Here is a 23,673-nt window from a genome sequence, read left to right on the forward strand (position 1 = left end):
GCGTTCGGTATCGCCGATTTCGGTCGGAACCGGACCGGGAAAGCTGTCAGGTTCGGGTCGGCAGGTCTTCCGGCTCCCGGGACGCGACGCAGGAATGGATTTGCCTCGCCGTCGATTGCTCTCGTCAGCGCAGCAAACGAACCTCAACCAGTTGACAGGCAGCAGCGGATAATCACCATATATGGTGTGTGGTTCCGGCGATTCGCGTCGCCGGCGAAGATGGGAATCCGGTGCGCATGACGCTAGGCCGGAGCTGCCCCCGCAACTGTAAGCGGCGAGCCCGCGTCCGATAACGCCACTGGGACGAATGTCCCGGGAAGGCTGGACAAGGGCGGTGACCCGCGAGCCAGGAGACCTGCCACGCATCGACGACAACGACGGGCGGGGTGCCCGGAAAGGATGTATTCGTGACAGAACGGCCTGACCGCCTGCCGACATTGCCTTTTCCGCGCGCCCGCATTTTGCGCGGAGGGCGCCATGAGCATCGATCTCACACTTCAACAATTGCAATCGAAGACCGAATCGCCCGAGCGGGCCAAGGAATATGGCCAACTCGGCTACATGCAGTGGCTTGGATGGCTACCGGCGGACGCCTGCTACCGGACGGCGGCGATCCGCGCCTATGCGACGGCGAAGCCCATCATGCGAACCGATCCGGCCGTCGCGGTGTTTTGCCAGTTGTTGATCGAGTCGCTCGAAAATCCGCTTGCTCCGCTTGATCTCGCCCTGCCGAAACCACGACGGCGTGGCGGCGCGAGGGAGCGGCGGCTGTCACTCTGAGCGTTTCCGGAAATACGCCAACCGCGGATTTCGCCGGATCGACTCATACATCTTGAAACCGGCAGGTTGGACTGACGACGGCCGGGTGCGACATGTTCGACCGCTGCCTTTGGAATCGCCAATTGCGCGCTTAACTACGTATCCGAGATACATCTTAATACATGCAGCGCGAGATGAGTGAAGACGATGCAAGCCGAAAGGCGGTTGCGGAGGCCCGGCTTGCCGGGCTGCTTGCGCCGGTAAAGGGCAGGCTTTCGGCGGCTTCCGGACTGACCGTTCTCGCCGCGCTGCTCTGGCTTCCGCAGGCGGCATGCGTCGCGGCCCTTCTCGCAGCGCTGATCGCGGACGAAAGCCCGTTTCTCGGGCCCTGGGGCACGAGCGCGGTCTTCGTTGCGCTGGGGGTCGCGCGCGCCGGGCTCTCGTCATATGCGGCCGGACTGGCCTTCTCCGCCTCCGACGAGGCCGTCTCGCTGGAACGCAATCGGTTGCTGGCCGTGCAAAGCCGCCGTTCGCCCGTCCTCGCGGGACGCTATTCCTCGGCGGAAATCGCGACGCTGGCCGCCGACAAGCTCGATCTCGTCGCACCCTACGTGACCCGGTACGCACCGGCGATGGCGCGGACGAAATATGTCCCGCTGGCGATCCTGGCGGTCGCCTTTCCTCTCTCATGGGCCGCCGGCGTCATCCTGATGGTCGCCGGACCGTTGATCCCCGTCTTCATGGCGCTGGTCGGGCTCGCGGCACGCGATGCGAGCGAAAAACAGATGCAGGAGATCGGCGGCATGAACGCCCTGCTCCTCGAACGCATCCGCGCGCTGACGGATCTGCGCCTGCTCGATGCGGTGGGGCGCACCGTCACGGATTTCGAGGCGGCGGCCGATCGTCTGCGCCGCCAGACGATGGAAGTTCTGCGCATTGCCTTCCTGTCATCGACCGTGCTCGAACTGTTTGCCGCCATCGGCGTCGCGCTGGTCGCGGTCTATGTCGGCTTCGCGCTGATCGGCGAAATCCCGTTCGGGGCGTGGGCGACGCCGCTGACCGTGGGTGAAGGCATATTCCTGCTTCTGCTCGCGCCGGATTTCTTCCAGCCGCTCCGCGATCTGGCTGCCGCGTGGCACGACAAGGCGTCGGCCCTGGCCGTCACCGGCGAACTCGCCGACATGGAAGACGAGGCCGCGGTCGACATGCTCGGTGACGGCACGAGCCGTTCGGCGCTTGCCGGCCCCGCAAGCGTCGCCACCCGGTCGCTGGTCTGGGAGACACCGGCCGGGCGGCAGATCCGCTTTCCCGATCTTGAGATCCGGCCCGGCGAAACGGTCGCGATCACCGGGCGCAGCGGAAGCGGCAAGACGACGCTGCTCGCACTCCTCGCCGGTCTCGCGCCGGCCCATCAGGGCGTCATCGAAGCAGCCGGCCACGCGCTCGACGGGGACAACGCCGACGCATGGCGGGCGCGACTTGGCTGGATCGGGCAGATGCCGCATTTTTCCAATGAGAGTCTGCGCGCCAACCTGATCATGTCCGCATCAGACCGGGATGACGCGCGCCTCGGCCGGGCGCTCGCCCACGCATCCGCGGACGGGATCGTAAAGGCGCTGCCCCGCGCGCTCGACACCCGGCTCGGCGAAACCGGACACGGCGTTTCAGGCGGCGAGGCACGGCGCCTGATGATCGCACGCGCACTCTATTCCAATGCGGATATCGTGCTCGCCGACGAACCGACCGCCGATCTCGACATCGCAACCGCCGACGCGGTGACCGAGGGGCTGCTGACGCTCGCCGCACGCGGCGCGACGCTAATCGTTGCGACCCACGACATGACGCTCGCCGAACGGCTCGACCGCGTTATCGATCTGGAGGCCGGGACATGAAGCACCTCGTGCCGATCATCCGCCATGTATGGTCGCAGGACTGGTGGTCGCTCTTGCGCGGCACGGCGCTCGCGATCGTCGTTCTGATCGCCGGCATCGCGCTGCTCGGCCTTTCCGGTTGGTTCATCACCGCGGCCGGAGCCGCCGGACTGGCGGGCATCGGCATCGCCTTCGACATGTTTCGCCCCAGCGCCGGGGTCCGGTTCCTCGCCCTCGGGCGCACCGCCGCGCGCTACGGCGAACGCATCCTGACCCATGACGCGACGCTGCACAGCCTCGCGCGACTGCGCGTCAGACTGCTCGAGGCGATGGCAAAGGCTCCTTTCATTCGCCTTCCCGCTCTTCGCGCATCGGAACAATTGAACCGCATCACGCGCGACGTCGATGCGCTGGACGGAATCGCATTGCGGCTTTTCATTCCGATCATCGCGGCGGCCTCGGCCCTGGCGCTGACGGCGGCCGTGTTGTGGTTCCTGGTCGACCCCGCCCTGGTGATCTGGCTTCTTGCCGGATACGGGCCCGGAACGATTCTGGCGCTCGTCTTCGTCGCAATGCGTTCACGCGATGCCTCCCGCAGCGGCCAGCTTGCGCTCAACGCGTTCCGGACCCGTTTCGTCGACCTGCTTCGCACCCGTACCGATCTCGCTGTCTTCGGCAGGCTGGACGCGAAAGCGGCCCATGTCCGGACGGCGGAGCGGCGTATGCGCGACGCGAAGACGGAAAACGACCGGATCGAGCGTATCGGCGGCTTCATCCTGTCGACGACGGAATATGCCGCCGCTGCGGGCGCGCTGCTGATCGGAGCGCTGCTCGCAAGGCAGGGCACGATCGATCCGGCGCTGGCCGCGCTCGGTTTCTTCGCCACACTCGCGCTTGCCGAAATCCTGATGCCGCTCAGGCGCGGAATGAGCGAGATCGGCCGCATGACCGATGCGGCGCGACGGGTGAACAGGTTGCTGGAAAGCAAGCCGGAGATACAGACCGGAACGGCGACTTCCACGGTTGCCGGATGCCCCACCGCGCTGGTCATGCGCGATGTCGGCTTCGCCCATGAGGGCGCCGAGACGCCGGTCATCGCGGAACTCAGCCTCGACGTCACGGCCGGCGAGATCGTAGCGCTTGTCGGTCCGAGCGGCGGCGGCAAAACGACGCTCCTGCACCTTGCGGCCGGCATGGCCCCCGCGACCGGCGGTGTGGTCGAGATATGCGGGCGAGACATCCGGGATTGGGACGAAGCGGCACTTCGCGACACGGTCGCACTGTTGCCGCAGCGAAGCGCGTTGCTGAGCGGCACGATTCGCGAGGCACTTGCACTGGCAAAGCCCGAGCTCGACGATTCGGAGGCCTGGGCCGCGCTGAAGGCCGTCTGCCTCGATGAGGTGATCGAAGACCGCGGCGGCCTCGACAGCCGACTGGGCGAATCCGGCGCCGGGCTTTCCGGCGGCGAGAGCCGCAGGCTGGCGCTTGCCCGCGTGATCCTGCGCCGCCCGGCCCTTCTTTTGCTGGACGAACCGACCGAGGGACTGGACCGCGCGACGGCGGAGCAGGTCCTGTCAGGCGTCCGGGATTACCTGCCCGAGGCCGCTATCCTGCTCGCCTCGCACCGGACGGCCGAGCGGCAATTCGCCGACCGTATCTGCGAAATCCTGCCGCAGAGGACACCCGCCCCACTCGCGATTTGATTTGCATCAATGCCGCGCGGCCGGCCAATTGCGATGAGGGTGACATAAACATGCAAACGAAATGCATGTTTAATTGAGAAAGGACCGAAAGATGGAGCTCGATGTCGTTGAGCTGTCTCGCCTGCAATTTGCGATGACGGCCATGTACCATTTCCTCTTCGTCCCGCTCACGCTTGGCCTCTCGATCATCGTCGCTATCATGGAGACGGTCTACGTCATGACCGACCGTCCCATCTGGCGGCAGATGACGAAATTCTGGGGCACGCTGTTCGGGATCAACTTCGTTCTCGGTGTCGCCACCGGGATCACCATGGAATTCCAGTTCGGCATGAACTGGAGCTATTACAGCCATTATGTCGGCGACATTTTCGGCGCGCCTCTGGCGATCGAGGGCCTGATGGCCTTCTTCCTCGAGGCGACATTCGTCGGCCTGTTCTTCTTCGGATGGGACAAGCTCTCCAAGGTGGCGCATCTGGTCGTTGCCTGGCTGGTCGCCATCGGCTCCAACTTCTCCGCATTGTGGATCCTCATCGCCAATGGCTGGATGCAGAACCCGGTCGGTGCCGAGTTCAACCCCATGACCATGCGCATGGAGATGACGTCCTTTTACGAGGTGTTGTTCAACACCGTCGCACAGGCGAAATTCGTGCACACGGTGTCCGCCGGTTATGTGACGGCGTCGGTCTTCGTGCTCGGGGTTTCAGCCTGGTATCTCCTGAAGGGGCGGCACATCGAGCTGGCGCGCCGGTCGATCGGCATCGCGGCGAGTTTCGGCCTCATGTCTGCTCTCTCGGTCGTCGTTCTCGGCGACGAGTCCGGCTACACGACCACGCATGACCAGAAGATGAAGCTCGCGGCAATGGAAGGGATGTGGGAGACAGAGCCTGCACCAGCCTCGTTCACCCTGATCGGATTTCCCGATCAGGAAGCGCGCGATACCAAATATGCGATCCATATTCCCTGGGTGATGGGGCTGATCGGCACACGGTCGCTCGATACGGTCATTCCGGGTATCGCCCAACTCGTCGACGAGTCCGAGGACCGCATTCGTTCCGGAATGATTGCCTATGATGCGCTGATGACGATCCGTGCCGACCGGGGCGAAGTCGCCCAGGACATCCGCGACCGGTTCGAGACGCACAGCGACGATCTCGGTTACGCGCTGCTGTTGAAGCGTTATGTCGATGACCCCCGGGAAGCGACGGACGAGCAGATCGCACAGGCCGCGGAAGACACGGTTCCAACCGTCTGGCCGCTGTTCTGGGCCTTCCGCATCATGGTCGGCCTCGGCTTCGCCTTCATCGCGGTGATGGGCTATTTCTTCTACCTGGCCTCGTTCAAGCGAATGCAGTTTCCGCGCTGGTCGCTTTATTTCGGCGTGGCGATCATTCCAGCGCCCTGGATCGCGGCTGAACTGGGCTGGTTTGTCGCGGAGTTCGGTCGCCAGCCATGGACAGTGGACGGCGTCTTGCCGACGGCGCTCTCGGTCTCGCATCTGAGCGTCGGGGATCTGCTGATCACGCTGGCGGGCTTTGTCACCTTCTACTCGATACTCTTCATCATCGAGATGGGGCTGATGCTCAAATATATCCGCAAGGGGCCTTTCCAGGACGTCGAGGAAACCGACCGGTGGATTGCCCGTCACGAACATCGTTTGCGCACCCATGACGGCAATGTGCCGGGTGCGGTGCCAGCGGAGTAAGACCCATGATTTTGCACGATCTCTTAAGTTTCGAACTTCTGCGCGTCATCTGGTGGCTGCTGCTCGGCGTCCTGCTGATCGGCTTCGCGCTGACCGACGGCTTCGACATGGGCGTGGGCGCGTTGCTACCCTTCGTCGCGAAGACCGACAATGAACGCCGTGTCGTCATCAATACGGTGGGTCCGGTCTGGGAAGGCAACCAGGTCTGGTTCATTCTCGGCGGAGGCGCCATCTTCGCCGCGTGGCCGCCGCTTTATGCGGTCTCGTTCTCCGGGTTCTATCTCGCGATGTTCGCCGTGCTCGCGGCGCTCATCCTGCGGCCGGTCGGCTTCAAGTACCGGTCCAAGCGCGAAAGCGCCGCATGGCGTTCCAGTTGGGACTGGGCACTCTTCGTGGGCGGCGCGGTGCCGGCGCTGATCTTCGGCGTCGCGGTCGGCAATGTCCTTCAGGGTGTGCCGTTCTACCTCACCGAAGACCTGATGCCGATCTATGACGGGACGTTCTACTGGAAGTTCCTCGCCCTGTTGAACCCGTTTGCGATCCTCGTCGGCCTTGTTTCCTTCGGGATGCTCTTGATGCATGGCGCGGCGTGGCTGACGGTGAAGACCGAAGGCGTGATCGCCGATCGCGCCCGCACCATCGGCGCGGTCATGGGTCTGATCGCCATGGCGGGCTTCGCGCTGGCCGGGGTGTGGTTGGCCTTCGGCGTTGACGGCTATGCGATCGTCGGCGCTGTCGTTGCCGACGGCCCGTCCAATCCGCTGCATTCCGAAGTTTCGAGGGAAAGCAGCTGGCTGGCCGCCTACAGCGCCCGTCCGTGGATCGCAATCGCTCCGGTGCTGGGCTTCATCGGCATGGCCATGGCCATTCGCGGGCTGCGCAGTGGCGGCGAGGTTTCGACGCTGTTGTGGTCGAAACTCGGCATCTTAGGCGTCATCTCGACAGTCGGGCTGACCATGTTCCCGTTCATCCTGCCGTCCTCGGTCGATCCGAAATCGTCGCTGACGGTCTGGGACGCCTCGTCATCGCATCTGACGCTCTTCGTCATGCTGGTCGTGACGGTCATCTTCATGCCGCTCATCCTCCTCTACACCGCTTGGGTCTACAAGGTGCTGTGGGGCAAGGTGACCGAGGATGACGTGACCGCGAACAGCGACAGCGTCTACTGATCAAGGAGACCCAACCATGTGGTATTTCGCCTGGCTTCTCGGCCTGCCCGTCGCCGCCCTTTTCGCAGTGGTCAACGCGATGTGGCTGGAACTGCAGGAAGACCGCCTGCTGACGAGCGACGATCCGCCCGCCGAATAGGCGGGCGGGCCGACGCCCGAACATCCGGGGCGCCACGGGTCGGCGCTCCGGTTTTTAGATGCATCACAGATGCGTCTTTTTGACCCATTCCTCGGACACCTCCTTACATTTACGTATACGAATATAAGCATACGTCTATAAAGGGCGACGCTTTCATTTCGCAACGATTAGGGAGGCATTTTCCATGCTGGCCAACCGAAGACAATTTCTCGGCCTGTCCGCCGCCGGAGCGGCAGCCGTGGTCACAAGCTCGCCGGCGCGCGCCGCCAAGATCAAGAGCAATGCGCGTATCGTCATCCTGGGTGCCGGCGCCGCCGGCACGGCGGCGGCCAACCGCCTCGCGGAGCGCCTCGACGGCGCGAAGATCACGATCGTGGATGCCCGCAAGCAGCATCTCTACCAGCCCGGGTTCACACTGATTGCCGCCGGCCTCAAGCCGGCCAATTATTCGGTTTCTGGTACCGGCGACTGGCTGCCCTCGGATATCGACTGGATCGAGGAAGCCGCCGCGGAAATCGACCCCGTGGCGAAGAAAATCGTCACGACAGGCGGCAAGACCGTCGATTACGACTATCTGGTCGTCGCGACCGGCATCAAGCTCGACTTCGAGGCCATCGAGGGCATGTCGCTCGACCTGATCGGCAAGAACGGCATCGGTTCCGTCTATGCGGGACCGGACTATGCGGCGAAGACCTGGGCCGAGATGGACCGTTTCACCGAGACCGGAGGCGTTGGCCTGTTCACGCGCCCCGGAACCGAGATGAAATGCGCCGGCGCCCCGCTGAAATACACCTTCCTCACCGACGATTACGCCCGCAAGAAAGGCACGCGCGGCAAGACCGAGATCATCTACGCCGCCCACAACAAGACGCTGTTCGGCGTGCCGATCGTCAACGAGAAGGTGCGGATGCTCTACGAGGATCGCGGCTTCAACACGGTCTACGACCACGTGATGAAGGCCATCGATCCCGGCCGCAAGATCGCCACCTTCGCGACGCCTGACGGCGACAAGGAGATCGGTTTCGACTTCACCAATGTCATTCCGCCGATGCGCTCGCCCGACGTGATCCGCAACAGCCCCCTGCCCTGGACCGACAAATGGACCGACCAGGGCTGGGTCGAGGTCGATCAATACACGATGCGCCACCGGCGTTTTCCCGAGGTCTTCGCCGTCGGCGACGCGGCGGGCGTGCCGAAGGGCAAGACGGCGGCCAGCGTCAAATGGCAGGTGCCCGTCGCCGTCGACCAGCTCGTCGCCCAGATCGAGGGCCGGGAATCGAGCGAGACCTATAACGGCTACACGTCCTGCCCGCTGATCACCCAGGTCGGCAAGGCGATGCTGATCGAGTTCGACTACAAGAACAATCTCACCCCGTCCTTCCCGGGCATCATCGCGCCCCTGGAGGAATTGTGGATCTCCTGGCTGATGAAGGAGATCGCTCTCAAGCCGACCTACAACGCCATGCTGCGTGGCCGGGCATAAGGGAGAACCATCATGAAAGACGTTTCCATCGGCATGTTCATCGCGGTGTTCGAGGAGATCTTCGGCGCCGGGCTGTTCTGGGGAATGGTCGCCGCCGCGGCCGCGATCCTTCTGGCCTTCCTCTATCTGATCGTGCGTGACCACAAGCTTGAAAGCCGGCGCTTCCTGCGCGCGGAATTGTGGGCACCGGTCGGCGCGCTCGCGGCCATTCTGTTCGTGCAGTTCTGGACGAATTCCGGCTTCACGGACATTGGCGGACCGATCGACGTGATCGTCCTGATCCTGATCGGCTCCGCCGGCGCGATCGGGCTGACCATTCTCGCCTATGTCGTTCCGAGCCTGCTGTCCGGCCGGCGCAGCGCCTGACCCAAAGCATTCTTGCAGAAACCGAAAAGCCCGGGGCGATCACCCCGGGCTTTTTGCGTTTCGAAGATGCATTTCGGGAGCGTCAGCCCTCGTCATGTTCCCCCGGCGCCGACATGTGCTTGGCGACATAGGCGGGTTCGCCCATTCGGGCGATGAGATCGAGCTGGAGTTCCAGCCAGGACATGTGGCCCTCCTCGTCGAGAACGATCTTCTCGAACAGGACCCGCGATCCGATATCGCCGTCTTCCGAAGCCTGCCTGGCCGCGGCGGTGTAGAATTCGATGGCTTCCTTCTCGTCGGCGAGGTCGGCCTCGAACATGTCCACCAGCGACTGGGCGCGGGCCGGGGCCTTGGCGAAACGCAGTTCCGGATCGCCCTTCAGGAACATGATGCGCTCGATATAGGCGTCGGAATGGCCGAGTTCCTCTGCCATTTCCTCGCGCATCTTGTTCGCCAGGCGGTCGATTCCCCAGTCGTCGAGCACATGGGCGTGCAGCTGGTACTGATGTGCGGCGCTCAACTCCATGCCGAGCGCGATCTGCAGATTTTTCAAGGTTTCCTTGTGTGCCATGACGGCTTCTCCTTCTAGGTATTGATAGGGGCCGCGGGACGGTTCTACGCGAACCGGTTGAGCGGAATTTTCAAATAGGACTGACCGTTGTTCTCCGCTTCCGGAAGACGGCCGCCCCTGATGTTCACCTGCAGTGCCGCCAGCATCAGCTTTGGCAGCGGCAAGGAGGCATCACGCTTGTCGCGGGTCTCTACATAGTCGGCTTCGCTGGCGCCGCCTTTCAGATGAATATTGGCGGCCTTGTGCTCGGCGACGGTTGCCTCACATTGCGCATCCCGGCCATTCGGCCGGTAGTCGTGACCGACGAACAGCCGCGTATCGTCCGGCAGGGCCAGGATGGCCTGCAGGCTCCTGTAAAGCTCGTGCGAGTCGCCGCCCGGGAAATCCGCCCGGCTGGTGCCGCTATCCGGCATCATCAACGTGTCGTGCACGAAGGCGGCATCGCCCGCGACATAGGTGATCGAGGCCATCGTGTGTCCCGGCGAGAACATGACGCGCACCGGCACCCCGCCCACCGCAAATTCCTCGCCATCGGCGAACAGGCGGTCCCACTGGCTGCCGTCAGTCGGGAAGTCATCGTGCAGGTTGTAGATGTCCTTCCACAATCTCTGCACATTGACGACCTTCTCGCCGATCGCCGTCGGAGCACCGAGCTTTTCCTTCAGGTAGGGCCCGGCGGAGAAATGGTCCGCGTGGGGGTGGGTGTCCAGGATCCAGACAATTTCGATTCCGACGTCCCGCACATAGCGCAGGATTTCGTCGGCGTTCGTCGTGCCGGTCGAGGCCGCCATCGGGTCGAAATCCAGTACGGGATCGACAATGGCGCCCTGCATGGTGCCCGGATCGTGGAAAACATATTGCCAGCTTCCGGTCTGCTCGTCCCAGAACCCCTTCACGATTGGTGATGCGCTCATCTGTATTCTCCTCTGTCTGTATGACGGCAAACGCCCGAACCGCCGAAGCGGTTCGGACTTTGGATGCCGCAATGCTCAAAGCGTCCTGGTCGAGAAGTACCAGTCCTTCGTGTCATAGCCTTCGGAGGCGCGCGCCTCGGCGGCTGCGACGGTTCCCGGTGTGGGAACGATCACCGGATCGCCGGGCTTCCAGTTCTCAGGCATCGCGCACTTGTTCGCGTCGGCGGTCTGCAGAGCTTCCACGAGACGATAGATCTCGTCGACGGAGCGCCCGGCGTTCATCGGGTAGTAGACCATGGCGCGCAGGACGCCGTTCGGGTCGATGATGAAAGTCGCGCGCACAGCCGCCGTGTCGGATGCGCCCGGCTGGATCATGCCATAGGCATTGGCGACCTTCATGTTCAGGTCCGCGATGATCGGAAATCCGATCTCGACGCCGAACTTCTCCTTGATCGAGAGCACCCATGCGATGTGCGAATAGTGGCTGTCGATGGACAGTCCGAGAAGCTCGACACCCTTCGCCTTGAAGTCGTCCTGACGCTTGGCGAAAGCGATGAACTCCGTCGTGCAGACCGGCGTGAAATCAGCCGGATGCGAGAACAGGATCAGCCATTTTCCCTTGTAGTCCGCGAGCGTCTTCTCGCCGTCGGTGGTCAGCGCCTTGAAGTCCGGAGCGGGCTCGTTGAGGCGTGGGCCTTTCAGTTCGATTGTGTCGGTCATTGTCGTTTTTCCTTCAACTTGCGTTGTCTGCAAGGCGAATATGGCGAGCCTTGTAATATTTTTGAAACGAATTATTTTCCTCACAATAATCGATTTTTTGAATTTCTGGATCATGCTGCCAAGCCTGCAACAACTGCGTTTCCTCGTCGCGCTTGCCGACGAGCTGCATTTCGGCCACGCGGCGGATCGCTGCCACGTGACGCAGTCGACGCTCTCAAACGGAATCAAGGAGCTGGAAGCGATTCTCGGCGTATCGCTCGCGGAGCGCTCCAAACGTTCGGTGCTGCTGACGCCAGTCGGTATCGAGATCGCCGCGCGCGCAAGGCGGCTTCTCGCCGACGCCAGCGACCTGGTCGATTCGGCGAAACGCCACGCCGGGCCGTTTCGCGGCGACCTGCGGCTTGGCGCCATCCCGACAGTCGGACCGTTCCTCATGCCCAAGGTGATGCCGCGCCTGCGCGAGACCTACCCCGATCTGCGCTTCTATTTTCGCGAGGAACTGACCGAGTCGCTCGATGCCGGGCTGAAGGCCGGGCGGCTGGACGCGATCCTGATCGCCCTGCCCTTTCCGGTGGAAGGATTGGAGACGGTCGATCTCTTCGACGACAACTACCAGCTCGCCACTCCGCTCGGCCATCGGCTGGCGGACAGGAAATCCGTCGCCGGCCGCGATCTCGCCGGCGAAAAGCTTCTTCTCCTCGAAAAGGGGCACTGCCTGCAGCGGCATGCCTTGTCCGCCTTTCCGGATTCGCATGCGACACAAGACGACACATTCGCGGCGACCAGCCTCGTGACGCTGGTCTCCATGGTGGCGGAAGGCCTCGGAATCACGCTTCTGCCGCAACTGGCGATCGATGCGGGCGTGACGCACGGCAATCGGCTGGCGCTTGCGCCGCTGGTCGGCGCCTGCCCGCGCAGTATCGTGCTTGCGTGGCGGAAAACATCGGCAAGGGCGGAGGAATTCTCCGAACTCGCCAAAATATTCCGTGAGGCGCGCGCGGATCTCCGGGCCTGAGCGGTCACAGCACGCCGGTGCCGCTGAGGATGGCGGCCAGCCCGAAACCCAACACGACGAGGCCGGATGCAAGGTCGATCCAGCGAAGCAGAGCGGGCGGCAGCGCCTTGTGGATGATCGACACGGTGCCGACCAGGAACAGCCACCACGCGACGGATCCGGAGAAGACACCGGCGACGACCGTCAGGCCATGTCCGATACCGGCGGCGCGCTCCGTGTCCGAAAGGCTCGCAACGATCGCCGTAAAGGCGATGATGGTCATGGGGTTCGCCAATGTCAGGAGGAACGTCGTACCAAAACCCGCGACGGCCGATCCGCCTGAAACTGTCAGCCTCCTGGCCGCGCCGGGCTCCTGCCGTCTCGACCGCATGAACTGGCGCAGCGCCGACAAGCCAAGATAGACGAGCATCGCGCCGCCCGCGATTTTGAGGATGTCGGCAGATTCGACCAAGGCCGCCGTGATCAGGCCGACCCCGAAAACCGCGACGAACCCGTAGACCATGTCCGCGGTTGCAGCCCCGAGGCCTGTCGCGATCCCGACCAGCGGGCCGCGCACCAGGGTCTGGCGAATGCACAGCAGACCGATCGGACCGACAGGGGCCGCGACTGCGAAGCCGATCGCGAGGCCGCCGGCAAAGACGCTCACAACCTCCAGCATCACCGCTTCAGTCCTCCCAGTCCGCGCCGAGGACCGTCGTTTCCTTGTGGGTCTCCAGCACGATGACCGACTCCGTGCGGCTGACGCCCGGCAGGCGCTTGAGCTTTGTCGAGAGAAAGCGCTGCAGGTCCGACGTGTCGCGCAACCGCACTTTCAGGAGATAGGAATGGCTGCCCGCCACATGATGCGATTCCAGGACCTCCGGGCAGGCCTGCACACCGTCGATGAACCCCTGCTCGTCCGCCCGCATATCGATATCGACGAAAAGGAAGGCGCACAGCTTCAGATCCAGTGCATCGGGATCGACGATGGCGCGGTTCGCCGTCACTGTGCCGGATGCGTTCAACCGCCGCACGCGCTCGTTGACCGCCGAAACGGACAGACCGACCCGCCGCCCGATCTCGTTGCTCGAAAGACGGTTATCGCGCTGCACCAGCTGTAATATTGCCTTGTCAATCTCATCCATGCAGGACGATTACCGGCAATCAGATCATTTTTCAATAATCTTGGTCGTATATCCACGAACTAGCGCGCAAAAAAACGCCTGCAAATCACCATTTGCAAGCGATTATTCGCCGACTCCAGATTTCGGATTGAAAGGGCGGCTTCGCCTATCAGGAATCCCTGCGCCCGAAGCGCACCATTGCTGGCGGGCGCGGCGCCGAAGCGACGGACAGGACATCGCCAAACGGGCTGTCCGGAAGCCGTGAAACGTCGTCATCCGACAGGAGGTCGCCAAAAACCGGCGGCACCGAGGATCGATCGTCGAACACGGCGCAATCCAGCTCTTCGCCAATCGCCTCGCACGCTTTCGACAGTTCAAGTATCGGCGCGAGTTTCTCGGCAGCCCCTGCGATCAGCGCCTTGCGTCCGTCCTCGAGCAGCAACACGACAAGCGCATCGCCGGGATCTCCGCTGCCGAATGTCGAGGCGATGTTCTCGAGCGGGCCGAGTATGACGGCCGCGTCCAATCCCCAGTCCAGCGTCGATCCGACTTCTTCCTGGTTTTCGTCGTTCAGGTGAAAGACCCGCAGGATCTTTCGTACGTGAATGTCTTCGTAGGCGAATGTCGAGACCGGTAAGACCAGCGCCGTCACGGCCCCGGTTACAGACACGCGCAACGATACCTCGGCGTCAATGCGCCAATCTCCAGAAATGATTCTCATAATCGACCTGGCTCACTATTTTCCGGCTTCATGCCGTCAAGCATCTTAGGGGGCCAACCGATTAAGAAAGAGTTAAAACAAACTACAAGAAACTCTAGTCATAGTATTCGTTACAATATATTCAGATGGATTCCAGACATTTTTCAAATCCTCAATAACGAAATCATAACCATTACATTTCGCTGCTTTTTGCGCAGACACCAAGCGATACAGGCAACGCAGCCTCACGCCTGTGTCAGCTTTGGGCGTGCTCGAAGCGGGACCACGCGTCCTCGATCATCTTCGCGTCGAAATCCGGGCGGCGTGTCATATCAAGGAGATCCTTCTCGATCCCGCGCAGGCTGTTTATCGCGTCCGCCAGCCGATCGACGACATCCTCCGGAATCACGACCGCGCCGTGGCGATCCGCGTGGATCAGGTCGCCCTGCCGGATCGACAGTCCGAATACGGTGACGGGCATGCCGAACCCGGTGACATGGGCGAAGCCGTGGCTCGGTCCGATCGAGCCCGCAATGATCGGAAACTCCTCCGGCAACGCATCGAGGTCGCGAACCATGCCGTTGGTCAGCACGCCCGTGATGCCGAGGCCCTTGTGGATGGCGGCATTTGTCCTGCCCCAGAAGGCCCCGGCGCATTCCGGGTAGTCGATGTCCTCGACGACCGCGACCGACAATGCCCGCGCGGCCCCGACATGGCGGAAATAGCCGAGCCGTCTTTCGCGCTCGGATTCGGGCGACTCGACTGTTGGAAACTTGCTCGCGATCTTCCCGGTAGAGGCGTAGCCGACGATGGGCGGACCGTCCGGCACCGCCGCCACCGGCGTCGCACGCGAATAGCCGGAAAAGCCACGTTTTCCCTGGGCGGTCTCGATTGCGTTGCAGACCGTCGGGGTATTGACCGTTCTGAGCAATTGCAGAAGTTTGTCGTCCATCGTCCTTCCTCTTGGCCGCGCGTCATCGGCGTTCGGGTTCGTTTCATTCCCGACGCTAGAGCGTTTCGCACCCGATTGGAATCGTACCGCTACGTCACCACCGGCGACCGTTTTCGCGCTCAGCTTTTGACGACGAAATCGGCCGGACGGCTGCGGGCCAGCACGAGCCGCCCGTTCGGCAGATCGTTTTCTTCCAGCTTGCCGCGAATGTCCGCCGGGCTCATCCCGTATCCGCGCCATCTGGCTTCCAGCCGCTCGCGCAATGTCTCCTCGCTGACATTGATGCGAATGGTGACATCGAACAAAGGCGAGAGGTCCGACCAGGGGGCGTCGCCAAGAAGCAGGTAGTTTCCCTCGGCGACGATGATCCGGGCCTGACGGGGTATGAGCCGCGCGCCTGCGCGCGCAATCTCGATATCCCGATCGAATACCGGAACGGCGACCGCGTCCTCCTCGTCGGAGCGCAAACGTTGCAGCATGTGGCGAAATCCGGCCACGTCGAACGTGTCGGGTGCGCCCTTGCGTGCGCGCCTGCCCAATTTGTCGAGCAGCATGTTGTCGAAATGATAGCCGTCCATGGGGAGAATCGCTGCCAGGCCCGGCGCGTCCTCCGCGATCAGATCGACAAGCTTTTCCGCGAGTGTCGACTTGCCGGCACCCGGCGCGCCCGCAAGCGCGACGACAAGTCGCCCCTTGTCGCCGCGTACAACCAGCGTCTTCGCAAGGTCCGACAATTCGATTTCACGTTCAGGCACTGTATCCCCGTCGTCGTGGTCCGCCCCGAAGTTGGGCCGGGTCTGTAAGGCATGCCAGATCGTGACGCTGGCGCGCAACAATTACGGCAAGGCGCTGGACATCGCGCGCCCGGCGCGCGACATGGTTTGCGGCAAACGACCGAGGAGCAACAGCAAATCATGCGGCTTGCGCGAAATCCCCAAACAATCGTCCCCCATATCGGGTTTCAGGCTTTTTCACGATGAGCGACAGGCCACTTGAAGGACTGCGTGTTCTCGAACTCGCCCGCATCCTCGCCGGTCCGTGGGTCGGCCAGACGCTTGCCGATCTCGGCGCCGACATCATCAAGGTGGAGAGCCCGGAGGGCGACGATACGCGCCAGTGGGGTCCGCCCTTCATCGAGCGCGACGGCGACAGCTCCGCGGCCTATTTCCACGCCTGCAATCGCGGCAAACGCTCGGTAACGGCCGATTTCCGCGATCTGGAGGATCTCGATTTCGTGCGCCGGCTGGCGAAGGACGCCGACGTCGTGGTCGAGAATTTCAAGGTCGGCGGTCTCGTGAAATTCGGCCTCGACTACGAGACCCTGTCGGCCACCAATCCGGGCCTAGTTTATTGCTCGGTCACCGGCTTCGGTCAGGACGGGCCATATGCGGCGCGCGCCGGATACGACTTCCTGATCCAGGGCATGAGCGGCATCATGGACCTGACCGGCGATCCGGCGGGGGAACCGCAAAAGATCGGGGTCGCCTTCGCCGATATCTTCACCGGACTCTACAGCGTCATTGCCATTCAGGCGGCGCTCGCGGAGCGCGAACGGACCGGCCGGGGCAAGCATGTCGACATGGCTCTGCTCGACTGCATGACCGGCGTTCTCGCCAACCAGGCGATGAACTATCTTGCCTCCGGCGTCGTGCCGCATCGTCTGGGCAACGCCCATCCGAACATCACGCCCTACCAGACCTTCGCGACAGCGGATGGCTGGCTGATCATCGCCGTCGGCAACAATGCCCAGTTCGGTCGGCTTTGCGAGGTGCTCGGTCTCGACGGCATCGCCGACGATCCGCGTTACGCCACCAATGCCGCGCGCATCGAGAACCGGGACGCATTGACGGCCTTGCTGGCGGACAGGACCAGCGCCTGGGCACGCGACGACCTGCTCGCCGCGCTGGAACAGGCCGTCGTTCCGGCCGGACCGATCAACACGGTCGCCGATGTCCTCGCCGATCCTCAGATCGTCCATCGCGGCATGCAGATCGCGCCGGATGGCGTTCCGGGGCTACGCACTCCGGTGTCTTTCGCCGGCGCGCCCGCACCCGTTTCCGATCGCCCCTCGCCGAAGCTCGGGGAGCACACGGATGCGGTGCGCCGCAACGGCTGGGACTAGGCTGTGTACTCATAAATCGAATAGCACCGGCCTCGCGGTCACGACCGCTTCCAGGGGTCCGGCATCGAATTATCGCACCAGCACGGCAGCTTTGTGCCAATTTCAGTCATTTCTCATTTGTGCATGTTGCAGGCTGCCCATAGCCGAAATTGGATCCTTGATCCTTGACCGCGCGGCTAGCCGTAACGACCATAGTCGCGAGCCAACTCGATCATGTCCGCGACGAGGCGCTCCTCATCGGCACCTCCGCGCGGCTGTCGTCGCTGCGTGGAACGATGCTGGCCCAGAATGCGGCAGATGCGACGCTACGACACCTTCATCTGCTCGCTCACATGATTGATGCAGGCACGGCGACGAGAAGGGCTTAGAAGTTTTCCCTTGCAGCATCGGCCAAGACCAGCCTGTCCAACGTTACATCCGAAACAGCTTTCCGCAGACGATTTGTTCTCCTTCTGCAGGCGCTTCAGCTCTTTCAGTTGGTCGGTTCCCATGCCGCCATACTGTCTGCGCCACCGGTAATAAGTCTGCTCGGTTATGCGAACCTCCCGGATCGCATCCGCGAAGGCACGGGCCTTTTCTGGCGAACGGTTCCACACGGTTACGCGATGACCGCGCGCACGAGATTTCCAGCCATCGGCGCCCCCATGCGCCCAAGCCCCGCAAATCCGACCTGCATCACGCCGCCTTGCCGTTTCCGATGCCGGATATCGCCTGGACGAGATTGTCCTCGTTGACTTCATCCGCCGTGAACTCCCGCATGATCCGGCCCTGATACATGGCGATCACACGGTCGGAGACCCGCAGAATTTCAGGCATCTCCGAGGAGATTACGATGACCGCATATCCAGAATGGGCCAGTTCGCGAATGAGGTTGTGGATCTCGGCCTTCGAGCCGACATCGATACCGCGCGTCGGCTCGTCGACGATCAGCACGCGCGGCTTCATTGCTAGCCACTTTCCGATGACGATCTTCTGCTGGTTGCCGCCGGAGAGATTGCCGACTTCGCTGCGCCAGCTTGGCGCCTTGATGTCGAGCCGGTCACGATACATGTCGTAGATCGCGATCTCCGCTCCGTTTGAGACGAACGGTCCGGCTGTCATGTCATCGACCTGCGGCAGCGTAATGTTGTCGCGGCAGTTCATGCCCAGCACGAGGCCCTGCTCTTTGCGGCTTTCGGGCACCAGCGAAATGCCCTGCGCGATCGCCTCGGCCGGTGAGCCGATTGTGACATCCTCGCCGCCGAGCCGGATCGTCCCGCCCGACGGTTCTCGCAGACCGAAAAGGGTTTCGGCAATCTCCGTCCGCCCTGCCCCGACAAGGCCATAGAAGCCGACGACCTCTCCGGCGCGCAGTGAAAAGCTTACATCTTGATAGAGTTTTCCGCAGGACAGGCCGCTGACCTCGAGGGTGATATCGCCAATTTCGCCTTTCTCGACATTGCGCGAATAATCGAGACTGCGACCGATCATCAACTGGGTCACCTCGTCCTCGGTGGTGTCGGTCGCGACAAGCGTACCGCGGTAGGATCCGTCGCGAAGCACCGTGATGCGATCGGAAATCGTGAAGATCTCCTCCATGCGGTGAGAGATATAGACGATGCTGACGCCATCGGATTTCAGGTCGTTGATGATATCGAAAAGAACCACTTTCTCGGCGTCAGTCAGAGAAGCGGTTGGTTCGTCAAAAACGACGACCTTCGCCTGGTGGGTCAGGGCGCGGGCGATTTCGACCATCTGCTTCTTGGCGATCGACAACGTGCCGACATTCGTGCGCGGCCCGAAATCGCAATTTAGCTTGGTGAGGATGGCGCCGACGCGCTCTTCGAGCACTTTCCAGTCGACGAAACCCCAGCTCGTGCGAGGCAATTCGCCAAGAAAGACGTTCTCGGCGACTGTCATCTGTTCCGCCAGCGACAGTTCTTGGTGGATCAGAATGACGCCGTTTTGCTTTGCCTCGATCGGATTGCGCATGACGACCGGCTTGCCGTCGATCATGATGCGCCCTTCATTGGGCTGATACATGCCGGCGAGCACCTTCATCAGGGTCGACTTGCCGGCGCCGTTCTCTCCCATCAGCGCGTGCACCTCGCCGGGGAACACGCTGAAATCGACGCCGTCGAGCGCACGCACACCGGGGAACGTCTTGACGATGCCTTCTAGGCGCAGAACCGGTTGAGCTTCACTCATATCCGCAACTCCTCACCGCCCTTGCGATTCAATTGCTTGTCGAGGAACAGTACGGCGATCAGGATCACGCCGAGGGTCACGAGCACGTAGAATGCCGGGACCTGCATCAGATTCATGCCGTTGCGCAGGATGCCGATAGCAAGCACGCCGCCAAACGTCCCGATGATGTTTCCGGCGCCGCCCGTCAGCTTGGTCCCTCCCAGCACCGTCGCCGTGATCACCCACAATTCGTAGTCGCGTCCGAGATTGGGCGTGGACGCGCCCATCTGCGTCGACAAGGTTAGCCCCGCCAGCGCCGCGAAGAACCCGACGATCATGAAGTTGATCATCATGTGCGGCCCGACTCGGATGCCGGCATTGACCGCCGCTTCGCGATTGTCGCCGACGGCGTAGGTGTTTGAGCCGTGCACCGTTCGCGACAGCAGGACATGCATCAGAACGGTGAAGATCAGAAACACCCAAGCCAGGGTCGGCAGGCCGAGGAAGCGGCTGGCCCCGAAATCGGAATAGGCGAAATTCAGCGCGAAGAAGGACTGCTCGCCAGTATAGACGAAGACGAGCCCGCGCACGCCGAGCATCGCCCCGAGCGTGACGATGAAGGCGTCGACGCCTGTCTTCCAGACGATCAACCCGTTCAGCGCGCCAAGCAAGACTCCCGATGCGAGCCCGGCCAGCACCGCCGGCAGGATCTGCCAGTTGCCCCAGCTCTCGAACATCGGCCAGCCCATGATGTCGACAGTGAGACTTGCCGCCAATGCGACGACAGCGCCGACGGACAGGTCGATATTGCCGTTGATCATCACGATCGTCATGCCGAGCGCGATGAGCCCGAGCGTCGAGGTCTGGACGAGGATGTTCTCGAAATTGCCGAGCGAGAAGAAATTGTCGGTCATCAGCGAGAAGAAGATGAAGATCATCACCACGAAGGCCCAGATCGGATGCCGGACGAGCCAGCCCAAATTGGCCTTCATGCCGCCCGACGCCTGTACCGGCGTACTTTCCACGGATGTTTGCGACATATCTTCCTCCACTTCAGGCGATCGGCGACAGCAGCCGACCGCGCTTCGCCGCGACATCGAGCCAGACCGCAAGAATGATGACGACCCAAGTGACGATCCACTGGGCGAAATAGGGATAACCGAGAAGCAGCAGGCCGTTCTGGATGAAGCCCAGAATCAGCACGCCGATTACTGTTTTAAGGATGCTGCCGGACCCGCCGAGGAGCGACGTTCCTCCAAGGATGACAGAGGCGAGCACCAGCAGTTCGTAGCCCTGGCCGACATTGTTCTGCGATCCCATCACGCGGCTGCCGAGAATGATGGCCGCGATGCCGACGCAGAAGGCAGAGATGAGATAAGTCGAAAAGACGACGCGGTTTCGTCGAATCCCGGAAAACACCGCTGCGGTCGGGTTGCCGCCGACCGCGTAAACGCGTCGGCCATACGGCGTGAACGCGATGACGAAACCGATAATGATCGCCAGCACGAAGAATATGATGATTGGCATGTCGATACCGGCCACCTCGCCACGACCGAAGACGCGAAACCAAGTCGTGTCCTGAGTGCTCGGGTTGACATCGACATTCTTGCCGCCGGAATAGATCAGGGTCAGCCCCTGGATCGCCGAGAGCATGCCAAGCGTAACGATCAGCGAGTTCAGACGAACGAAGCCGATCAGGAAGCCGTTCACCGCGCCGAGCAGCAACACGCAGACCATCATGACCAGAATTGCCGGCCCCGGACCGATCTTGTCATGCAGGTCAACGACCATGACTGTACCAAATGAGAGCATAGACCCAACCGATAGGTCGAGATTGCCGGAAATGACGACGATGGTGACACCGAGGGCCATTACGCCGATCATTGCCGAGGACCGGACGACGCTTTCCAGGTTGTTGAAGGACAGGAACTTGTCCGACCCAATTCCGAAGGCAATCATGAACGCGATGAAAGCGATGAAGATGCCGTTCCTGGCGATCAGCCCTTTTGCTTCGCCTTGCCGGATTCTTTCGACGAACCCCGTCATTCCACTTCCTCCCTGGCCCTTTCGCGAAGCCACTCGCGCTTCAGCGTTTCGGCGGGCCCGCCGATTTCGTCAAACCAGAACCATGCCACCATCTATCATGACGACCTGTCCGGTCATGTAGTCGCTTTCCTTCGACGCCAGGAACGTGGTCGTTCCCGTAATGTCGTCAGGTGTGGCAACTCTGCCGCGCAGGATATCCGCAGAGAACTCTGCGATCGCCTGCCCTTCGCGCTCTGACGCGCCAATTTCCATCAGGTCCCGATCGAGCTGACTCCACATTTCAGTAGCCACCACGCCCGGCGCGAATCCCGTAACGGTAATCTTGTGCTTCGCCAGGTCGCGAGCGCCCGACTGCGTCAGCGAGACGACCGCCCATTTCGACGCGCAGTAGGGCGCGACATTGTCGAAGCCTTGCCGGCTGGCGATCGAGGCGGTGTTGACGATCTTTCCGCCGGTCCCCTGCCGGATCATCTGCTTTGCCGCTTCCTGCATGCCGATCAGCACACCAAGCCCGTTGACCTTCATGATCGTGTTCCAGTTGTCTTCTGTCACATCGAGCAGGTTCATCGGCTTGTTGATGCCGGCATTGTTGAATTTCACGTCGAGCTTTCCGAAGGCGGAAACAGCGATCCCGATCATCTCCTGGACCTGCTCCCGCTCCGTCACGTCGACCTTGGCCCAAGCGACCTTACCGCCGTTGCGGTCGGCGCGTTCCTCGTTTTCGCGGGCGGCCCTTTCTGCGGTATCACCGTCTATGTCGGCGAAACACACATCGGCGCCCTCGTCGAGCAGCGCTTCCCCGATGGCGCGGCCGATGCCCCGGGCGGCACCCGTGACAATGCATGAACGGCCAGACACGCGACCCATGGCTATCCTCCCACGAATTCAGAGACGCAAATGGACGCGGGGCCTCCGTGGCCCCGCGTCCCTCCGGGAGAAGATCAGAACACCGGCTTGGTGAACTGGTCCATGTTGTCCTGGGTGATTTTCGGCGTATCGAAGTAGTTGAGGAACGGGACGTCCTCGCCGTTGACGACCGCCTTGGCGGTTGCCAGCGCGTTCTTCGCATCATCGACCGGCGACTGGTAGATCGAGCCCCAATATTCGCCCCGCGCCATCGCCTCGTAGCCGACGGCGAAGTTTGTCGCGCCGACGAAGATGATGCCGTCGCGTCCGGCAGCCTTGGCGGCATTCAGCGCGCCGACCCCCATATTGTCGTCGCCCGCATAGACACCGTCGATATCGTCATATTTGACCAGGAAGGCCTCCATGACGCGCTGCGACTTCTCGCGGTTCCAGTCGCCAGGCTGGGTTTCCAGAAGCGTCACATTCGGACACACCTCGGGAAGCCGGTCTTCGAAACCCTTGGCGCGTTCGATGGCGGTCGTGTAGCCGGGCTGGCCGGAAATCTGGACGATCTGGGCCTCGTTCTCGATGCCCATGTCCTTGAACTTGTCGCACATGATTTCAGCCGAACGGGAACCCTGCGTGATGTTGTCGGGTCCGGAGAAGGACTTGATGAAGTCGAAGCCTTCCTCGGCAATATTGGAGTTCGTGATGACGACCGGAATACCGGCCTTGTCGGCAGCGCGCACTGCCGGGACCACCGCCTTGCCGTTGGTCGGCCAGATGATGATGGCGTCGACCTGCTGCTGCACGAGGTCCTGAATCTGCGCGATTTGGCGCGCTACGTCGCCGCCGGCGTCGAGGACAACGGTCTCGACCGAGGGATCTGCGTCGGCGGCCTCGATGAAGGCCTTTTCATAGGTGGTCTGATAGCTGTCGACGCCGACATTGTTCTGCGTGATGCCGATTGTCATCGGCTCCTGAGCCATCGCGGTGCCGGCAAACGCCATGCCCGCAAGAGCCGTCGTGCCTGCGATAAGTGACTTGTAGGCGATCTTCATTTCGTCATTTCCTCCCAATTCGATCCCCTTGCTGCGGTCGCCGCCGTTCGAGCGGCTTTTCGAATTCCCGACAGCAATGCGGGTAGCAGGAACTTGCGGCTTCCGTCGTTTCTGATCGCCATCAAATATGTCCATTCTGGATATAATGAAATCCAGAATGGATAGAATGCGCATATCGCAACATTCTCATTTTGAACAGTTTGGACGAAGGAGCTGCCATGACCCCCACGACGAAATCCATCTTGGACAATTCGGAAGCGGTGGC

General features: G+C 62.1%; 23 protein-coding genes, 1 pseudogene and 1 riboswitch. Of the genes and pseudogenes, 10 read left to right on the forward strand and 14 right to left on the reverse strand.

What is annotated here, in order from left to right; all coding sequences use genetic code 11:
• The first annotated feature begins 172 nt into the window (after window positions 1-172).
• Window positions 173-377, forward strand: a riboswitch (cobalamin riboswitch).
• Window positions 378-477: 100 nt separating this feature from the next.
• The 8 genes from LC343_RS05805 (at window position 478) to LC343_RS05840 (ending at window position 9,192) form a co-directional block, all read left to right on the forward strand.
• A complete protein-coding gene (locus LC343_RS05805) occupies window positions 478-780 on the forward strand; it encodes a hypothetical protein (RefSeq protein ID WP_223476171.1) in 303 nt (100 codons plus the stop codon).
• A 173-nt stretch (window positions 781-953) separates the two neighbouring features.
• Entirely contained in the window at window positions 954-2,651 is a 1,698-nt protein-coding gene (cydD, locus tag LC343_RS05810; protein ID WP_223476172.1) for a thiol reductant ABC exporter subunit CydD, read from the forward strand.
• Window positions 2,648-4,333: a thiol reductant ABC exporter subunit CydC gene (gene cydC, locus LC343_RS05815; protein WP_223476173.1), complete on the forward strand. Its 1,686-nt coding sequence runs from the start codon at window positions 2,648-2,650 to the stop codon at window positions 4,331-4,333. The genes cydD and cydC overlap by 4 nt, the downstream gene beginning before the upstream one ends.
• A 91-nt stretch (window positions 4,334-4,424) precedes the next feature.
• The gene (locus LC343_RS05820; RefSeq protein ID WP_223476174.1) at window positions 4,425-6,035 is read left to right on the forward strand and encodes a cytochrome ubiquinol oxidase subunit I; all 1,611 of its coding nucleotides are present in this window, start codon (window positions 4,425-4,427) and stop codon (window positions 6,033-6,035) included.
• A gap of 5 nt (window positions 6,036-6,040) precedes the next feature.
• Window positions 6,041-7,204 carry a cytochrome d ubiquinol oxidase subunit II gene (gene cydB, locus LC343_RS05825; RefSeq protein WP_223476175.1) on the forward strand — a complete coding sequence of 388 codons (1,164 nt, stop codon included), beginning with the start codon at window positions 6,041-6,043 and terminating at the stop codon, window positions 7,202-7,204.
• A gap of 16 nt (window positions 7,205-7,220) precedes the next feature.
• A complete protein-coding gene (gene cydX / locus LC343_RS05830; protein WP_223476176.1) occupies window positions 7,221-7,343 on the forward strand; it encodes a cytochrome bd-I oxidase subunit CydX in 123 nt (40 codons plus the stop codon).
• Between the two features lie 184 nt (window positions 7,344-7,527).
• Window positions 7,528-8,826 (forward strand): NAD(P)/FAD-dependent oxidoreductase, encoded by a 1,299-nt coding sequence (locus LC343_RS05835; protein ID WP_223476177.1) that lies wholly within the window; start codon window positions 7,528-7,530, stop codon window positions 8,824-8,826.
• Between the two features lie 12 nt (window positions 8,827-8,838).
• The gene (locus LC343_RS05840; RefSeq protein ID WP_223476178.1) at window positions 8,839-9,192 is read left to right on the forward strand and encodes a DUF5368 domain-containing protein; all 354 of its coding nucleotides are present in this window, start codon (window positions 8,839-8,841) and stop codon (window positions 9,190-9,192) included.
• 82 nt (window positions 9,193-9,274) lie between these two features.
• Here LC343_RS05840 and LC343_RS05845 read toward each other — a convergent pair whose 3' ends face one another.
• The 3 genes from LC343_RS05845 to LC343_RS05855 form a co-directional block, all read right to left on the reverse strand.
• Window positions 9,275-9,763: a bacterioferritin gene (locus LC343_RS05845; RefSeq protein WP_223476179.1), complete on the reverse strand. Its 489-nt coding sequence runs from the start codon at window positions 9,761-9,763 to the stop codon at window positions 9,275-9,277.
• Window positions 9,764-9,807: 44 nt separating this feature from the next.
• The gene (locus tag LC343_RS05850; protein ID WP_223476180.1) at window positions 9,808-10,677 is read right to left on the reverse strand and encodes an MBL fold metallo-hydrolase; all 870 of its coding nucleotides are present in this window, start codon (window positions 10,675-10,677) and stop codon (window positions 9,808-9,810) included.
• A 75-nt stretch (window positions 10,678-10,752) separates the two neighbouring features.
• Window positions 10,753-11,397 (reverse strand): peroxiredoxin, encoded by a 645-nt coding sequence (locus tag LC343_RS05855; RefSeq protein ID WP_223476181.1) that lies wholly within the window; start codon window positions 11,395-11,397, stop codon window positions 10,753-10,755.
• A 112-nt stretch (window positions 11,398-11,509) separates the two neighbouring features.
• Between LC343_RS05855 and LC343_RS05860 the strand changes: the two genes are divergently transcribed.
• Complete coding sequence (locus tag LC343_RS05860) at window positions 11,510-12,412, forward strand: hydrogen peroxide-inducible genes activator (RefSeq protein ID WP_223476182.1); 903 nt, start codon at window positions 11,510-11,512, stop codon at window positions 12,410-12,412.
• Window positions 12,413-12,416: 4 nt separating this feature from the next.
• On the opposite strand, the gene LC343_RS05865 is transcribed toward LC343_RS05860, so the two are convergent.
• From LC343_RS05865 to LC343_RS05885, 5 genes are all read right to left on the reverse strand, one after another.
• Complete coding sequence (locus LC343_RS05865) at window positions 12,417-13,070, reverse strand: LysE/ArgO family amino acid transporter (protein WP_223476720.1); 654 nt, start codon at window positions 13,068-13,070, stop codon at window positions 12,417-12,419.
• Window positions 13,071-13,077: 7 nt separating this feature from the next.
• Window positions 13,078-13,536, reverse strand: coding sequence for an Lrp/AsnC family transcriptional regulator (locus LC343_RS05870; protein ID WP_223476183.1), 459 nt, complete (start codon window positions 13,534-13,536; stop codon window positions 13,078-13,080).
• Window positions 13,537-13,684: 148 nt separating this feature from the next.
• Complete coding sequence (locus tag LC343_RS05875; RefSeq protein WP_223476184.1) at window positions 13,685-14,185, reverse strand: hypothetical protein; 501 nt, start codon at window positions 14,183-14,185, stop codon at window positions 13,685-13,687.
• A 286-nt stretch (window positions 14,186-14,471) separates the two neighbouring features.
• A complete protein-coding gene (locus LC343_RS05880) occupies window positions 14,472-15,167 on the reverse strand; it encodes an RraA family protein (RefSeq protein WP_223476185.1) in 696 nt (231 codons plus the stop codon).
• A 119-nt stretch (window positions 15,168-15,286) separates the two neighbouring features.
• On the reverse strand, window positions 15,287-15,922 hold the full coding sequence (locus LC343_RS05885) for a nucleoside triphosphate hydrolase (RefSeq protein WP_223476186.1): 636 nt from the start codon (window positions 15,920-15,922) through the stop codon (window positions 15,287-15,289).
• Window positions 15,923-16,143: 221 nt separating this feature from the next.
• Between LC343_RS05885 and LC343_RS05890 the strand changes: the two genes are divergently transcribed.
• A complete protein-coding gene (locus tag LC343_RS05890; protein WP_223476187.1) occupies window positions 16,144-17,289 on the forward strand; it encodes a CaiB/BaiF CoA transferase family protein in 1,146 nt (381 codons plus the stop codon).
• A 179-nt stretch (window positions 17,290-17,468) separates the two neighbouring features.
• Here LC343_RS05890 and LC343_RS05895 read toward each other — a convergent pair.
• From LC343_RS05895 to LC343_RS05920, 6 genes and pseudogenes are all read right to left on the reverse strand, one after another.
• Window positions 17,469-17,846: pseudogene (locus LC343_RS05895) on the reverse strand (transposase); the annotation flags it as partial.
• Window positions 17,847-17,964: 118 nt separating this feature from the next.
• Window positions 17,965-19,476 (reverse strand): sugar ABC transporter ATP-binding protein, encoded by a 1,512-nt coding sequence (locus LC343_RS05900; protein WP_223476188.1) that lies wholly within the window; start codon window positions 19,474-19,476, stop codon window positions 17,965-17,967.
• The gene (locus LC343_RS05905; RefSeq protein ID WP_223476189.1) at window positions 19,473-20,495 is read right to left on the reverse strand and encodes an ABC transporter permease; all 1,023 of its coding nucleotides are present in this window, start codon (window positions 20,493-20,495) and stop codon (window positions 19,473-19,475) included. Before LC343_RS05905 ends, LC343_RS05900 begins: the two co-directional genes overlap by 4 nt.
• Before the next feature lie 13 nt (window positions 20,496-20,508).
• Window positions 20,509-21,501, reverse strand: a complete 993-nt coding sequence (locus tag LC343_RS05910; RefSeq protein WP_223476190.1) for an ABC transporter permease — start codon at window positions 21,499-21,501, stop codon at window positions 20,509-20,511.
• 69 nt (window positions 21,502-21,570) lie between these two features.
• Window positions 21,571-22,368, reverse strand: coding sequence for an SDR family oxidoreductase (locus tag LC343_RS05915; RefSeq protein ID WP_223476191.1), 798 nt, complete (start codon window positions 22,366-22,368; stop codon window positions 21,571-21,573).
• 74 nt (window positions 22,369-22,442) lie between these two features.
• Complete coding sequence (locus LC343_RS05920; protein WP_223476192.1) at window positions 22,443-23,408, reverse strand: sugar ABC transporter substrate-binding protein; 966 nt, start codon at window positions 23,406-23,408, stop codon at window positions 22,443-22,445.
• Window positions 23,409-23,673 lie beyond the last annotated feature (265 nt).

It is taken from the genome of Oricola indica (assembly GCF_019966595.1).
GTDB classification, from domain to species: domain Bacteria; phylum Pseudomonadota; class Alphaproteobacteria; order Rhizobiales; family Rhizobiaceae; genus Oricola; species Oricola indica.

Bases quoted from the DNA above. Each gene is read 5' to 3' on its own strand.
- LC343_RS05855 (WP_223476181.1), bottom strand. From the start codon at position 11,397: ATGACCGACACAATCGAACTGAAAGGCCCACGCCTCAACGAGCCCGCT.
- LC343_RS05835 (WP_223476177.1), top strand. From the start codon at position 7,528: ATGCTGGCCAACCGAAGACAATTTCTCGGCCTGTCCGCCGCCGGAGCG.
- LC343_RS05860 (WP_223476182.1), top strand. From the start codon at position 11,510: ATGCTGCCAAGCCTGCAACAACTGCGTTTCCTCGTCGCGCTTGCCGAC.
- LC343_RS05820 (WP_223476174.1), top strand. From the start codon at position 4,425: ATGGAGCTCGATGTCGTTGAGCTGTCTCGCCTGCAATTTGCGATGACG.
- LC343_RS05900 (WP_223476188.1), bottom strand. From the start codon at position 19,476: ATGAGTGAAGCTCAACCGGTTCTGCGCCTAGAAGGCATCGTCAAGACG.
- LC343_RS05915 (WP_223476191.1), bottom strand. From the start codon at position 22,368: ATGGGTCGCGTGTCTGGCCGTTCATGCATTGTCACGGGTGCCGCCCGG.
- LC343_RS05850 (WP_223476180.1), bottom strand. From the start codon at position 10,677: ATGAGCGCATCACCAATCGTGAAGGGGTTCTGGGACGAGCAGACCGGA.
- cydX (WP_223476176.1), top strand. From the start codon at position 7,221: ATGTGGTATTTCGCCTGGCTTCTCGGCCTGCCCGTCGCCGCCCTTTTC.
- LC343_RS05880 (WP_223476185.1), bottom strand. From the start codon at position 15,167: ATGGACGACAAACTTCTGCAATTGCTCAGAACGGTCAATACCCCGACG.
- LC343_RS05910 (WP_223476190.1), bottom strand. From the start codon at position 21,501: ATGACGGGGTTCGTCGAAAGAATCCGGCAAGGCGAAGCAAAAGGGCTG.
- LC343_RS05890 (WP_223476187.1), top strand. From the start codon at position 16,144: ATGAGCGACAGGCCACTTGAAGGACTGCGTGTTCTCGAACTCGCCCGC.
- LC343_RS05840 (WP_223476178.1), top strand. From the start codon at position 8,839: ATGAAAGACGTTTCCATCGGCATGTTCATCGCGGTGTTCGAGGAGATC.
- cydD (WP_223476172.1), top strand. From the start codon at position 954: ATGAGTGAAGACGATGCAAGCCGAAAGGCGGTTGCGGAGGCCCGGCTT.
- LC343_RS05845 (WP_223476179.1), bottom strand. From the start codon at position 9,763: ATGGCACACAAGGAAACCTTGAAAAATCTGCAGATCGCGCTCGGCATG.
- LC343_RS05805 (WP_223476171.1), top strand. From the start codon at position 478: ATGAGCATCGATCTCACACTTCAACAATTGCAATCGAAGACCGAATCG.
- cydC (WP_223476173.1), top strand. From the start codon at position 2,648: ATGAAGCACCTCGTGCCGATCATCCGCCATGTATGGTCGCAGGACTGG.
- LC343_RS05920 (WP_223476192.1), bottom strand. From the start codon at position 23,408: ATGAAGATCGCCTACAAGTCACTTATCGCAGGCACGACGGCTCTTGCG.
- LC343_RS05905 (WP_223476189.1), bottom strand. From the start codon at position 20,495: ATGTCGCAAACATCCGTGGAAAGTACGCCGGTACAGGCGTCGGGCGGC.
- cydB (WP_223476175.1), top strand. From the start codon at position 6,041: ATGATTTTGCACGATCTCTTAAGTTTCGAACTTCTGCGCGTCATCTGG.
- LC343_RS05865 (WP_223476720.1), bottom strand. From the start codon at position 13,070: ATGCTGGAGGTTGTGAGCGTCTTTGCCGGCGGCCTCGCGATCGGCTTC.
- LC343_RS05870 (WP_223476183.1), bottom strand. From the start codon at position 13,536: ATGGATGAGATTGACAAGGCAATATTACAGCTGGTGCAGCGCGATAAC.